Origin of the sequence: Pseudonocardia parietis, from assembly GCF_017876315.1 — a bacterium.
GTDB lineage: Bacteria > Actinomycetota > Actinomycetes > Mycobacteriales > Pseudonocardiaceae > Pseudonocardia > Pseudonocardia parietis.
Genome location: NZ_JAGINU010000001.1, coordinates 305080 through 317959, shown reverse-complemented (window position 1 = coordinate 317959; position 12880 = coordinate 305080). Strand labels below are relative to the sequence as shown.

Below are 12880 nucleotides of genomic sequence, written 5' to 3'. Positions count from 1 at the left end.
TGACGAGCGTCATCTGTCGTCGCCTTGAGTGTGCCGCTACGGCCAGGTGTCTGCTGGGGTCATAAGGCACTTCGTTCGAGAGGGCAGTCATGGCGCTTCCGGAACTCATCACCGTCGAGGAACTCTTCGCCCCGCCCGAGCGCACCGGTGCGGAGATCTCACCGGACGGAACCCGGATCGCCTATCTGGCGCCGTGGCGCAACCGGCTCAACGTGTGGGTGCGCGGCATCGACTCCGAGGACGACGCGCGGTGCGTGACCGCCGACGAGACCCGCAGCGTGGCCGGCTTCCACTGGACCGACGACCCGCGCTGGCTGCTCTACCTGCAGGACTCCGGCGGCGACGAGAACTGGCACGTCTATCGGATCGACCTGAACGATCCGGGCTCGCCCGCGGTCGACCTCACGCCGTTCCCCGGGGTGCGCACCTGGGGACTCGAGCTGCCCGTCGGGCGGCCGGGGAAGGCGATCGTGCAGCTCAACACCCGTACCGTCGGCGAGATCGATCTGCACGAGGTCGACATCGCCACCGGGGAACTCACGCTGCTGGCCCGGAACCCCGGGCAGGTGATCACCTGGCTGTGTGCGCCGGACGGCGAGCTCCACGGCCAGACGTTGACGGCCGAGGGGGACATCGAGCTGTCGCGGTGGGACGCCACGACCGGGGCACTGAGCCCGATCGTGGTGTTCGACGGGTCCGACTACCCGTTGAGCATCTCCCCGTTGCAGCTCACGCCGGACGGGACCGGCGTGTGGATCGGGTCCAACCGGGACACCGACCGGACCCGCCTGGTCAGGCTCGACCTGGCCACCGGGGTGGAGACCGAGGTCGACAACCACCCGACTCTCGATCTGGCGCCCGCCCCCTACCCGTCGCTGATCACGCACCCGCGCACGGGCGAGCTGCGTGGGGTGCGCTATCTCGGGGAGCGACAGGTCATCCGGGCACTGGACCCGCACTTCGCCGAGGTGCTGGAGAAGGTGGGGACACTGTCCGGCGGCGACGTCGCCGCGATGTCGTCGGACGATGAGGGGCAGCGGTGGGTCGTCGCCTTCAACCACGACCGCGACCCGGGTGTCACCTGGTTCTACGACCACTCCACGGGGGAGGCGCGGCAGCTGTTCCGCTCGCATCCGCACCTCGATCCGGAGGTGATGGCGCCGATGGTGCCGGTGACGATCCCGGCGCGGGACGGGCTGAGCCTGCCCGGCTACCTGACGTTGCCGGTCGGGGTCGAGCCGACCGGTTTGCCGCTTGTTCTCAACGTGCACGGCGGCCCGTGGGTGCGCGACATCTGGACGTTCGATCCGTTCGTGCAGCTGCTGGCCAACCGCGGGTACGCGGTGCTGCAGGTCAACTTCCGCGGGTCGTCCGGCTACGGCAAGGCCCACACGAGGGCCGCGATCGGTGAGTTCGCCGGCGCCATGCACGACGATCTGATCGATGCCGTGAACTGGGCCGTCGAGCAGGGGTACGCCGATCGGGACCGGGTGGGGATCTACGGGGGCTCCTACGGCGGCTACGCCGCGCTGGTGGCCGTCACGTTCACCCCGGACGTGTTCGCCGCGGCCATCGACTACTGCGGCATCTCGGACCTGGCGAACTTCATGCGCACGATGCCGCCCGCGGTGCGGGCGATGATGGCCAACAACTGGTACGCCTACGTCGGCGATCCGGCGGACCCGGTACAGGAGGCCGACATGCTGGCCCGCTCACCGATCAGCCGGGTGGACGAGATCCGCACACCGTTGATGGTGGTCCAGGGCGCCAACGACGTCCGGGTGGTGCAGGCCGAGTCCGACAACATCGTCGCGTCGCTGCGTGCCCGCGGCGTCGACGTCGAGTACATGGTCAAGGATGACGAGGGGCACGGGTTCGTGAACCCGGAGAACCAGATCGACATGTACCGCGCGGCGGAGGCCTTCCTCGCCCGCCACCTGGGTGGGCGCGACGACACGGTCCGCACCGGGACGGCCCGGTCAGCCGTGCTCGACGGCCGGTGAGCCCACGAGCGTCCGGCCGATCCGGCTGCCGCCGGAGCCGCGCAGGTCGTCCACACCGGACGTGTCGAGCCGGGCGTTCTCGTCGAACCGCAGGCTGACCTCCCCAGGGACGGCCGGGTAGGTCCCACCGCAGTGTCGTGCGGTGGCACAGCGGTGCGTCCAGGTACCGGTCGGCCTGGGTGGATCTGGGGCTCAAGAGGGGGCGGTACCCTCCCAGCGGAAGCGTGGCAGAGCGGCCGAATGCACCCGCCTTGAAAGCGGGCGTCCGAAAGGACCGGGGGTTCGAATCCCCCCGCTTCCGCCACAGGTCAGCGGCTCTGTACTACCGGCCCGATTCATCTCCGGACGCCCGGTGCTGCGCGACCAGCGTGCGGGCCAGCTCCACCGCGGCGAGAACCGCGCTCACCGGCGGCTCGTCGTCGCCCCGCGCCCGGTAGGACGCCCGGGCGAAGAGACCGTCCATGATCAGGCCGATCTGTTCGGCCAGCACCGCACCGGCGACGGGACCGGCGAGCTCCTTCGCCGATCGATCGAGAACCGAGTGGGACTCCTTCAGCGTCCGGCGCGCGCGGGCCGCCGGCCCGGACCCGGTCCCTTCCGCAACTACCTCGTCGCCGTCGGGGAACTCGACGAGGTAGTTGCGGAAGGGACATCCACGGCCACCGGGCCGCAGGATCCGGCGGCCGGCCTCGGTCACCAGGGCCACGATGCGCTCACCCGGATCGTCGCCCGCGGCCTGCAACACCCGCGCGGACGAGCGCCCCAACCGGGTCGCCGCCCGTTCGAGATAGGCCTCGACCAGGTCGTCCTTGGTGGCGAAGTGGCCGTACAGCAGGCTCTTCCCGGAGCCGGCCTCGTCGATGATCTGTTTCATCCCGACGGCGCGGATCCCCTGCTCGTAGAACAGTCGTGCCGCGACGTCCAGGATCCGGTCGCGGCCGTCCGGGATCGCAGTCCGAGCCACGATTCCTCCCGACCTGTCGAGTGGCGGACCACTCGGTCCGCTACTGGAACTCGTTGATACCTGAGCCATCGACCAGGGTCAACCAGCAGGTCGCGTGTTACCCGCTTGACGCGCGGCACCGACGTCCGGTTATCTCGGACCGATCGGTCCGTATTGGCTCCTGGTGCCACAGCACCCGGCCCAACCCTCGAGAACGACTTGTGAGGCCTCAGCGTGATGTCCCTCGACGCACGGCACCGCCACGGTGTGTCCCCGTGCCCATCCGGGTCCGTTCCGGGTAGAGCGGTCCCGCGGGTGTCGTCGTGACGGCGGCCCCACTGGTCCAGGGGTCCTTCGCCGACGTGACCGCGGTGCAACCGGCCGGGGACGGCGGCTGGCGGGCGAGCTTGGATCCCCGGTGGACGATCGCGGGGCGACCCAACGGGGGCTACCTGCTGGCGATCATCGGGCGGGCCGCGGTCGCGGCGTCGGAACGGCCGCACACGCTGTCCGCGTCGGTGCAGTACCTGCGGCCTCCCGCACCGGGCCCGGTCCAGCTGCGGACCGAGGTCCTGCGCTCCGGACGCTCCGCCACCCATGTGCGTGCGCAGCTGTCCCAGGACGGCGACGCCTGCGTGGAGTCCTTGCTGGTGACGGGGCGGCTCGATGAGCCGGGCACCCCGTCCGGCTGGAATGCTCCGGACGCACCGGCCCCGCCCGCGCCCAGCCGGGATGCGGTACGGGTCGCATCGGTCACCCCGGACGGCACCCGGGCACCGATCATGGACGAGGTCACGATCGATCTCGACCACGGCACCGCCGGGTTCGCGACCGGAGCCCCGTCCGGCCGGGGCGAGATCGCCGGCCGCATCACGCTGCCCGGGGATGATCCGTTCGACGACTGTGGGCTGCTCTACGCGGTCGACGCGTTGCCGCCGGCAGCGTTCACCGTCGCCACGACCGGCTGGGTGCCCACGATCTCGATGAACATCTACGTGCGCGCACTCCCGACCCCGGGGCCGGTGCACGTGCGGTGCAGCTCGGCCGTCATCGACGGTGGCCGGGTCGACGAGACCTGCTGGATCCACGACAGCTCCGGACGGCTGGTCGCGCAGGGCAGCCAGCTCGCGGGCATCCGGTACCCCTGACCCGCCACCCGGATCGGTAGTCCAGGAAGGACACCGCATGTCCGCCTCCGCACGGTCGTCGTCGCCGACGATGGTCCTGGTGGTCACCTCGGCCGCCGCGTTCCTGTCCAGCCTCGACCTCTTCATCGTCAACATCGCCTTCCCGGCGATCCGGACGTACTTCCCGGGCTCGGACCTCGATCAGCTGTCCTGGGTCCTCAACGGCTACACGGTCGTCTTCGCCGCGTTCCTGGCCCTCGCCGGACGCCTGGCCGACCGGTTCGGCCACCGCAGGTTGTTCCTGCTGGGGCTGGGCGTGTTCACGGTGGCCTCCGCGCTCTGTGCGCTGGCTCCGTCGGTCTGGACACTCGTCGCCGCCAGGGCGGTCCAGGCACTCGGTGCCGCCCTGGTGATGCCGACCTCGCTCACGTTGCTGCTCGCGGCCTACCCGGCGGAGCGGCGTTCGCACGCCGTCGGGGCCTGGGCCTCCATCGGCGCCGTCGCCGCCGCACTGGGACCGCCGGTGGGCGGTCTCCTGGTCGAGCTGTCCTGGCACTGGGTGTTCCTGGTCAACGTCCCGGTCGGCGTCATCGCGTTGCTGGTCGGCATCCGCGTGCTCGCGGAGCCGGGAACCGCACGGACCGGGGTCCCGGACGTCCTCGGGGCGGGCGGGCTCGTCGTCGGGGTCGGGGCGCTGGCATACGCGCTGGTCCGCGCCCCGGACGACGGCTGGGTGTCGGTTCCGGTGGTGTCCGGGGCGGTGCTGACGGTCGTCGGGCTGGCCTGGGTGGTCCGACGCTCGCGTCGGCACCCGGTCCCGGCGCTGGAGTTGGACGTCCTGCGGGTCCCGGTGGTCGCGACCGCGGCGCTGACCATGGCGGCGTTCACCACGTCGTTCGCCGGGATGCTCGTGGTCAACGTGCTGTTCCTGACCGGTACGTGGGGCTGGCCGGAACTCCTGGCCGGCCTCGGCATGGCCCCCGGCCCGCTCGTGGTCGTCGTCGTCTCGCGGTTCAGCGCCCGACTGGCGGCACGGTTCGGATCCGGTCCGGTCGCCCTGGTCGGCGCGGTGGCGTTCGCGTCGGGACCGGCCTGGTGGTTGCTGCGGCTGGGAACCGAACAGGACTACTGGGCCGGCATGCTCCCCGGCCAGCTGCTGACCGGCCTCGGGGTGGGCCTCATCCTCCCGACCCTGTCCGCCCTGGTCGGCTCGGCCCTGCCCGCGCACCAGTGGGGATCCGGCTCGTCGTTGATCAACACCGCCAGGCAGGTCGGCTCGGTGCTCGGCGTCGCGCTGCTCGTCTCGGTGATCGGGACCCACACCACCGGCCGCCCCGAGGAACTCGACGCGTTGCGTGCCGGCTGGGTGCTGCTGGCCGCGTCCGCGGCGGTCGCCGCCGTCCTCGCCGCCGCCCTCACCGTCGTCGAACGGCGGGGTGCCACCCTGTCCGCCGGCCCGCCCGCGTACGCCCTCGAAGGCCCCAGAACCAAAGGAAGCTCGTGATGACCGCTCCGAAGCCGACCCGCGACGGTGTGTGGCTCGACGATCTCGTCGAGGGCGCCGCTTACACCACCGACACCTACGAGCTGACCACCGAGGCGATCATCGCGTTCGCCCGCGACTTCGACCCGCAGCCCTTCCACACCGACGCCGAGGCCGCCCGGGGAACGTTCTTCGACGGCCTCGTCGCCAGCGGCTGGCACACCGCCGCGATCACCATGCGACTGGTGGTCACCAGCGGTCCGCCGATCGCCACGGGCATCGTCGGCGGTGGTGGCGACATCGCCTGGCCGACCGCGACCAGGGCGGGCGACGTGCTGCGCGTGGAACTCGCCATCAAGGAGATCAGGCGGTCGCGGTCACGCCCGGAGCAGGCCTGGGTCGTCGTCGAGCAACAGACACTCAACCAGCACGACGAGGTGCGGCAGGCCACCACCGCACGCCTCCTGGCGTGGCAGCGCCCGAGCTCCTCCTGACACCCCGACGGCGACCTCACGCTCGGCGCGCGCGCCTGATCGACCGCACGACCGTCCACAGCAGAACGCCGACCAGCCCGGCCAGCAGCAGGCTCGCCAGCGTCTGCTGGGCGGACACGACGCGCGCCGCCGCCGTCGAGCCGGTGACGAGCAGCAGGCCGAGCCCGAACGTCGCGAGCGCCCATCCGGCCGCCACCGGCACGCTGAGCGCGGCGAAGCGGGGGTAGGTCAGGGTGTGGCCCGCGAGCCGCGGCACCAACGTCCGGGCCACCGCGAACCACTGCCCGACGAGCACGGCGAGCCCCGGCCGGTCCTGTGCGAGCGCCAGGATCCGGCGTACCGGGGCCGGAACCCGGCCGTCCTCCCGCAGCCCCGCGATGCCGTGCCGGCGGGCCCGCCAGTAGCCGAGGCTGGGGCCGGCCACCGCTGCCGCGACGGCGGCGGCACCGCCTGCCGGGGCCGGCACCACTCCGGTCCCGGCCAGGACCCCGAGCCCGACGGTCACGCTGATTCCGGGAAGGACCACACCGATCAGCAGGCCGGACTCCGCGACCAGGACGAGGGCGGCGACGACCAGCACGCCCGGCCCCAGCGAGCCGGCCACGGAGAACAGCACGTCCGCGATCACGGGCGACGGCTCCGCCTCACCGGCGGTGCGCGGGCACGATCAGGTGCCCGTCGCGCGGGCCGACGTGATCTTCCATTCATCGACAGTAGCCGTGGCGAGACCCCGGAGCGGCGCCGGTCAGCCCGCGCGCCAGGCGGCCGGGCTCGTTCCGTGCGCCGCCCGGAAGCGCCGGACGAAATAGCCGGCGTCGCGGTACCCGACCCGGGAGCCGATCTCGGTGATCGTCAGATCGGTGTCGACGAGCAGTCGCCGGGCCTCCCGCAGCCGGCGCTCGGTGATCCACTGCTGGACCGTGCGCCCGGTCTCGCGACCGACGACGGTCGTGAGGTGACCGGGGGTGAGGCCGAGGCCGGCCGCGACGTCGCGCAGCGAGATCGGCTCGCGGAACCGGGCCTCGATCAGCTCGAACACCGCGGCCAGCTGCGGATCGGCGGCCTCGGCCGGGACGTCGTCCTGGAGCCGGCCGAGCGCGACCAGCAACAGGGTGAGGTGGGCCCGGGCGGCGTCGGCGTAGCCGTCGCGACGGCCGGTCAGCTCAGCCTCCAGCGCGGTGAGCCTTGCGGTCCAGTCCGGCCGGTCCGCGGGCGGGACCGGCAGCCGCTGCCCGCCGCCGCGGTGGCGGCCGACGAACGGTGCCAGCAGCGGGTGACCGCGCCAGGACGCCAGCGGTGCGGCGGCACCCGGGTCGACGGCCTCCACCGGGAAGACGACCGTCCAGCCCTCGCCGTCGGCCGTCGAGGGCCCGGCCCCGTCGTCCTCGGCGCCGACCACCGCGCCCGGCGCGACGACGAACGCGTCGCCCGAGCCGAGCTCCCACTCACGACCGTCGACATGGCGCACCCAGCGGCCGGACACGACGTAGAGCAGGAGCAGGAAGTCGTGCGCGTGCACGCCGTGGACCGGCCGTGCGCCGTGCGCCGCCCCGTCGGTCCAGTGCCGGACGGCGATCGGGACCGGCGAGTGCGCGAAGCCGAGCAGGGGGACATCCGAAGAACGTCCCGTCATGACCGCACATCCTCCATTGCAAGCAGGTCGACGACGTCGAATGCTGGGTACAGCACACGACTTTCGTACCATGGAGGGGTCTTGAGTACCGACTACCTGCCCGCACTCGTCAACCCGCGGTTCCTGCCCGGCTACGACGGCTTCGCCCGGCTGATGGGCACGACCGCGATCTACTGGCCGCTCGTGGCACAGGCGGGGATCCAGCCCGGCTCGACCGTGCTGGAGATCGGCTGTGGCACCGGGAACGTGATCCTGCGGGCGAAGCAGGCGGTGCCGACGGCGACGGTGATCGGGCTCGACCCGGACCCCGACGCACTCGCCCTGGCGCGCCGCAAGGCCGCTGCCGAGGGTCTCCCGCTGCAGCTCGACCACGGCTACGCCGCCGAGCTTCCCTACGCCGACGGCAGCGTCGACCGGGTCCTGTCCTCGCTCATGCTGCACCACCTCCCCGCGGACGAGCAGGTGGTGGCATTGCGCGAGACCCACCGGGTGCTCGCGCCGGGAGGCAGCCTGCACCTGGTCGACCTGGACGCCGACCCGCGCGTGTCCGGGCCGATGGCGCCGCTGAACAAGGTGCTGTCCGCGCTGCTCCGGCACGGCGCACCCGGCGAGGGCCAAGGCCAGGGCCACGGTCATGGCCAGGGGGACGGCCACGGCCACGGACACGGCCACGGACACGGCGCCGCCCGGCCGGTGCCGGACCTGCTGGCCGAGGCCGGGTTCGGCGCGTCGTCGATCGTCGGGCACCGGCGGACCCGGATGGGTGCGGTGACCTATCACCGGGCCGAGCGGTAGACCGTCAGCGCGGGTCGCGGATGCCGTCGATGATGCGGGTCCAGTTGTCGCCGTGCTGAGGTCGCCGGGGTGCTGCCCGGTGTCCAGCGCGGCACCCGGGGGCACCTGCTCGCCGGCTCGCAGCATGTCGCCGATGGAGTCGGTGAGGGCGAGCAGCTCCGGCAGCACCTCTCGGGCCTTCATTCCCGTACTGCCCATCATCGCCGTCGCGTGCATCAGCGCGGACAGGGTGCTGAGGAAGACGTCGAGCTGGGCCTGGTACATCAGTTGGGCGAGGCCCGCGTCCTCGCCCAGGTACTTCGGTGTGCCGATCGGTTCCAGCGTCGTCCGGCGGCGATCGAGAACGTCGGCGGGGCCGCTGTAGTAGACGTAGGCCGCTTCCGTGCCGACCATCGGCGCCGGAGTCATGACGCCGCCGGCGAGGAATCCGGCGCCATGACCCTGAGTCCAGGTCGCCGCCGCACGGGTCCGGTCGGGAGTGTCCGAGCTCAGGTTGACCAGCGTCCGGCCGGCGAGCGAGCCGGTGGCGGAACCGAGGATGTCGTACATCGCCTGATAGTCGGTGAGGCTGAGGATCGCCAGGTCGCTCGCCGTGACCGCCGCTGCCGGCGTCGCGGCACGTAGCGCACCCTCGGCGACGAGGTCGTCGGCCCGGCCTGCAGTGCGGTTCCAGACGGTGACCGGGTGTCCGGCGGCAAGGAGGGTGCGGGCGGTACTCACCAATTCGTCGGGGAGTCAGCTGTGGCCAGAGCGCCGAGGAACGGGCCCTACATCTGCGGTATCGACGCTGCGCTCGACGTGGTCAGCGGCAACCTGACCGAACACGGGCGGACGCTCAACCAGGCGCTCGGGCCGCTGGGTGAATGGGGGCTCGAGCGGACCCACCGCGAAGGCTCCGAGATGGTCGATGTCTCCGAGACCTCGCACGCGTAGGACGCCGTCGTCATCGTTCAGGGTTGCACGTCCGTACGCTGGTGAGCACGCCCGACACGATGGAGGAGAACCATGGCCGGCCTGATCCAGAAGGTGTCCGCGTTCCTGCGCAGCCCGCAGGGCAGGAAGTACACCGAGCAAGCGAAGCGCCTCGCGCAGGACCCGAAGCACCGGGCAAAGGCGCAGGAGATGATGAGGAAGTTCGGCGGGGGCAAGGGCGGCGGCCGCCACTGAGCCCGGGCCGACCTCTACGTGGTCAGGTCCTTGAAGTAGCGGGCGACGGGCCACCGTTCGAAACCGATCGCCTCGTAGGTGGCACGTGCCGGGGCATGGCCGGGATCGTCGCCGGTCTCGACCATCACCATGCGTAGCCCGGCGGCCCGGACACGTTCGAAGGAACGCGCGGTGAGGGCCGTCCCGACGCCGTGGCGCTGGTGGTCCGGATCGACCGCGAGAACGTAGATCTCGCCCATGTCGTCCTCGCGGTGGAGCCTGGTGCAGACCCATCCCGCGACGACCCCGGTCACGAGCGCCACGTCGATGTTCCGTGGCTCGCCGTCGAGGACGGCGGTCAGGTCGGCGAGCTGCCGTTGCTCCCATCCGTCGGGATAGAACGCGTCGTACACGAAGCGCGGCACCGCCTCGCGGGTCCGGGGGAAGACCGGCTCCCAGGCCCGAAGCGAGAGATCGAGTATGGCGCGCCGGTACTCGTCCGCATACGGCCTGATCACGGGCATGGGCGCACCGTATCCGGGACATGCGGCTCGAGGCCCGGCCGGACGGACGTCGGGAGGCGGCCGGCCGCCTCCCGACGAAGGTGTGGTCACTCGTCGCTGTCGTCACGCCGGGTGGCGTGGTCGTAGTAGGCGACGACGCCCGCGGTCCCGTGCCGGGCGAACTCCGCCTGCTCGTCGCCGGGGTCCCCGGCGGCCGCGACCGCCCGTAGCCGCCGGTCGACCAGATCGTCGAGCATCCGCCAGCGCGCCGTCGGGTCGCCACCGGTGTCGCCCTCGAGCTCGGCGCGGACGGCGGCGACCTGGTCGGCGAGGCCCTCGGTGAGCGTCGCGGGCAGCGCCGGCGCGTTCGCCAGCACGAGATCGGCTGCCCACAGCAGTTCGTCGACGTGGTGGCCGAGCCAGCGACGTCGCCGGGCGATCGGGCCGAGTGCCGGCCAGCGCTTGCGGGCGGCCTGGCGGGAGTGTCCGGTGACGGCGGCCAGGTCGGCCAGGCTCGCGCCGAGCCAGGCAGCCGTCTCCGCCCGGCTCGCGGTGGCTGCGGCCGCGTCGGCGGTGACCTCGACCTCGACGTCGAGTGCCGCGCGCACCCCGGTCAGGGCGCGGTGCCGGCGCGCCTGTTCGGCGGGCCGGTCGTCGGGCTTGGGGCCTGGGTCGGCCACCGCGGTGACCTCGGACAGTCGCGCATCCGTCATCTCTGTCAACTTGTGGTTCACGCCGATGATGGTAGCAGCTGTGAACCTTAGGTTCACAGCTATTTTCTGCGACGTACCGGCCGGCCGTCGACGACCGGCTCGGAACCCGATCACGCACCGCCGTGTCCCATTCCCCGTGGAGCACCGTGCACTGGTCCCTGGGCGACCGTGAGGCGTATCTCGAACTCGTCGAGCAGGTGGGCGTCGAACGCCGAGTCCGCTGAAGGAGCAGGGCGACGACCTGCACGGCGCCGGGGCTCAGGAGCGACGTCGCTCCGCGGCGTTCCGGTGCTTCCGGACGGCGAACGCGTGCGCCTCGTCGAGCAGCCCTCGTGTCGACGGCCACGTCCGGTCCGGGTTGAGGACCGACACCCAGTGGTACGAGGCGTAGACCGGGTGCGGGAACAGCACGTCGAGCGCCGTCGCGTCGTGCTCGGCATCGGCGGGGAAGAGCTCCCGGTACCGGCCCGTGGGCAGGCCGATGTTCAGCCGGTAGACGCCGGGCCGTGCCAGGTCGGACGCGGAGTCGTTCACATCGGAGTTGACGACGGTGGCCCAGCTCTGCCGCGGGCGTTCCTCGAAGTCGGGATCGTGGATCGCGAAGACGTCCCCGTTCGCCTCGATCAGGCGGGTGTCCGGGTAGCGACCGAGCACTGTGACGATCTCGTCGAAATCCATGTCGCCAAGAGAGCACGATTTCACGAACGAATGTGCGAATCAAGTGATGTGAATCACTACAAATGGTAGGCGCCGCTGATGGTCGTTGACCTGAACCGAACTCCAGCATTTAGCGTCCGACGGCATGACCGATGACGCAGTCCGCAGTGCCCTCACCGAACATGCGGCCGACCTGGTGCTGTGGCTCGGGACGGTGACCCCGTCCGGTCGCCCCACGACCCGGCCCGTCTGGTTCCTGTACGACGACGGCGACCTGCTCGTCTTCAGCGAGGCGACCGCGGCCAAGGTGCGGCACGTCCGGAAGAACCCGCAGGTCGTCGTCACATTCACGAGTGACCCCGCGGCGGCGAGCGTCCGGGTCGTGGACGGGACGGCGACCGTGGAGGAGGCCGCGCCGTCGTCGTTCCCCGGTTATCTGGCGAAGTACGAGGCCGATCTCGCGACGATGGGGTACGACCGGGTGAGGTTCGACGCCGAGTTCCACACGCTGCTGCGGATCACCCCGACCCGCACCTGGGGTTGGTGAGCGACCCGTTCACGATGCCGAACCCGTCCGGGCGTCGCTGGTTCGGTCGTCGGGTACGGGCTCGTCGTCGGGCACCCAGCGCAGGATGTCGCCGGGCTGGCAGTCGAGCACCCGGCACACGGCGTCGAGCGTCGTGAACCGGACGGCCTTGGCTCGTCCGTTCTTCAGGACGGCGACGTTCGCCGGACTCAGCCCGACGGCCTCGGCGAACTCCCCGACGGACATCTTCCGGCGGGCGAGGGCGACGTCGAGATCGACGACGATCGCCATCAGACGACCTCCTCGAGCTCGTGGCGCAGCACGGTCGCGTTGCGCAGCAGGCCGAGCATCACCGTCATCAGCAGGGCGAACGCGACCCCGACGAGCCCGATCCCCCCGCCGACCAGGATCAGGCCGGGAGCGTCGTCGAGCTCGCCGATGTGTGCGCACACGACCCCGACGATCACCGCGGCGACCAGGCCGGCGACCGCGATCACCCGGACCCACCGGAACGCCCGCTCGTCGAAGATCGCACCTCGCTGCACCATCGAGAGCAGCACCCAGATCGCGACGAGTGCGACCTGCAGGCAGGCGATCACGACGATCGCGGCGGCCGAGTGGAACACGCCCGGGCCGGGCAGCTCGCCGCGCACGAGAGCGCCCCCGGTGATGGCGACGATCAACAGCTGCGCGGCCAGTGCTCCCAGTGCGATGACGGCGAGAGACGCGCGCAAGCCGGTGATGACGAGCGGATGCATGTATCGATTCTCGATAGATTCCCATCGACTGTCAAGAGATGAGGTCAGGCGCGACTGCCGGCGCCTGACGTCGTGATCGCGGAGTCGTGGGGGATCGGT

At 71.5% G+C, this 12880-nt stretch carries 15 protein-coding genes, 1 tRNA gene and 2 pseudogenes; 9 read left to right on the top strand and 9 right to left on the bottom strand.

Going from position 1 to position 12880, the window contains the following annotated elements; translation table 11 throughout:
- Positions 1-89: 89 nt before the first annotated feature.
- Both JOF36_RS01555 and JOF36_RS01550 read left to right on the top strand, forming a co-directional pair.
- Positions 90-2003 carry a S9 family peptidase gene (locus JOF36_RS01555; protein WP_210024639.1) on the top strand — a complete coding sequence of 638 codons (1914 nt, stop codon included), beginning with the start codon at positions 90-92 and terminating at the stop codon, positions 2001-2003.
- Between the two features lie 218 nt (positions 2004-2221).
- A tRNA-Ser gene (locus JOF36_RS01550) sits at positions 2222-2307 on the top strand.
- 18 nt (positions 2308-2325) lie between these two features.
- On the opposite strand, the gene JOF36_RS01545 is transcribed toward JOF36_RS01550, so the two are convergent.
- Positions 2326-2967 carry a TetR/AcrR family transcriptional regulator gene (locus tag JOF36_RS01545; protein ID WP_307862164.1) on the bottom strand — a complete coding sequence of 214 codons (642 nt, stop codon included), beginning with the start codon at positions 2965-2967 and terminating at the stop codon, positions 2326-2328.
- A 302-nt stretch (positions 2968-3269) separates the two neighbouring features.
- Here JOF36_RS01545 and JOF36_RS01540 point away from each other — a divergent pair, with 302 nt between their 5' ends.
- The 3 genes from JOF36_RS01540 to JOF36_RS01530 are packed head-to-tail and all read left to right on the top strand — an operon-like array spanning position 3270 to position 6050.
- Positions 3270-4094, top strand: coding sequence for a thioesterase family protein (locus JOF36_RS01540; protein WP_210024637.1), 825 nt, complete (start codon positions 3270-3272; stop codon positions 4092-4094).
- Positions 4095-4131: 37 nt separating this feature from the next.
- A complete protein-coding gene (locus JOF36_RS01535; RefSeq protein ID WP_210024636.1) occupies positions 4132-5577 on the top strand; it encodes an MFS transporter in 1446 nt (481 codons plus the stop codon).
- Positions 5577-6050 (top strand): MaoC family dehydratase, encoded by a 474-nt coding sequence (locus JOF36_RS01530; protein WP_210024635.1) that lies wholly within the window; start codon positions 5577-5579, stop codon positions 6048-6050. Before JOF36_RS01535 ends, JOF36_RS01530 begins: the two co-directional genes overlap by 1 nt.
- A 16-nt stretch (positions 6051-6066) precedes the next feature.
- On the opposite strand, the gene JOF36_RS01525 is transcribed toward JOF36_RS01530, so the two are convergent.
- The gene (locus tag JOF36_RS01525; protein ID WP_210024634.1) at positions 6067-6678 is read right to left on the bottom strand and encodes an SNARE-associated domain-containing protein; all 612 of its coding nucleotides are present in this window, start codon (positions 6676-6678) and stop codon (positions 6067-6069) included.
- Between the two features lie 117 nt (positions 6679-6795).
- Positions 6796-7584: pseudogene (locus tag JOF36_RS01520) on the bottom strand (AraC family transcriptional regulator); the annotation flags it as partial.
- Between the two features lie 180 nt (positions 7585-7764).
- Here JOF36_RS01520 and JOF36_RS01515 point away from each other — a divergent pair.
- Complete coding sequence (locus JOF36_RS01515) at positions 7765-8478, top strand: class I SAM-dependent methyltransferase (RefSeq protein ID WP_210036437.1); 714 nt, start codon at positions 7765-7767, stop codon at positions 8476-8478.
- 90 nt (positions 8479-8568) lie between these two features.
- Here the strand turns inward: JOF36_RS01515 and JOF36_RS41300 are convergent.
- A pseudogene (locus JOF36_RS41300) lies at positions 8569-9198 on the bottom strand (imine reductase family protein); the annotation flags it as partial.
- Between the two features lie 21 nt (positions 9199-9219).
- Between JOF36_RS41300 and JOF36_RS01505 the strand changes: the two are divergent.
- A complete protein-coding gene (locus tag JOF36_RS01505; protein ID WP_210024633.1) occupies positions 9220-9411 on the top strand; it encodes a hypothetical protein in 192 nt (63 codons plus the stop codon).
- Positions 9412-9483: 72 nt separating this feature from the next.
- The gene (locus JOF36_RS01500; protein ID WP_210024632.1) at positions 9484-9645 is read left to right on the top strand and encodes a hypothetical protein; all 162 of its coding nucleotides are present in this window, start codon (positions 9484-9486) and stop codon (positions 9643-9645) included.
- 14 nt (positions 9646-9659) lie between these two features.
- Here the strand turns inward: JOF36_RS01500 and JOF36_RS01495 are convergent, their stop codons facing one another.
- The 3 genes from JOF36_RS01495 to JOF36_RS01485 all read right to left on the bottom strand — a co-directional run bounded on the left by JOF36_RS01495 (position 9660) and on the right by JOF36_RS01485 (position 11518).
- Positions 9660-10148, bottom strand: a complete 489-nt coding sequence (locus JOF36_RS01495; RefSeq protein ID WP_210024631.1) for a GNAT family N-acetyltransferase — start codon at positions 10146-10148, stop codon at positions 9660-9662.
- An 86-nt stretch (positions 10149-10234) separates the two neighbouring features.
- A complete protein-coding gene (locus JOF36_RS01490; protein ID WP_210024630.1) occupies positions 10235-10861 on the bottom strand; it encodes a hypothetical protein in 627 nt (208 codons plus the stop codon).
- Between the two features lie 237 nt (positions 10862-11098).
- Entirely contained in the window at positions 11099-11518 is a 420-nt protein-coding gene (locus JOF36_RS01485; protein WP_210024629.1) for a DUF6194 family protein, read from the bottom strand.
- A gap of 124 nt (positions 11519-11642) precedes the next feature.
- On the opposite strand from JOF36_RS01485, the gene JOF36_RS01480 reads away from it, so the two are divergent.
- Positions 11643-12044, top strand: a complete 402-nt coding sequence (locus JOF36_RS01480; protein ID WP_210024628.1) for a pyridoxamine 5'-phosphate oxidase family protein — start codon at positions 11643-11645, stop codon at positions 12042-12044.
- A 9-nt stretch (positions 12045-12053) separates the two neighbouring features.
- Here JOF36_RS01480 and JOF36_RS01475 read toward each other — a convergent pair whose 3' ends face one another.
- Entirely contained in the window at positions 12054-12314 is a 261-nt protein-coding gene (locus JOF36_RS01475; protein WP_210024627.1) for a helix-turn-helix domain-containing protein, read from the bottom strand.
- Positions 12314-12781, bottom strand: coding sequence for a DUF2975 domain-containing protein (locus JOF36_RS01470; RefSeq protein ID WP_210024626.1), 468 nt, complete (start codon positions 12779-12781; stop codon positions 12314-12316). Before JOF36_RS01470 ends, JOF36_RS01475 begins: the two co-directional genes overlap by 1 nt.
- Positions 12782-12880: the final 99 nt, after the last annotated feature.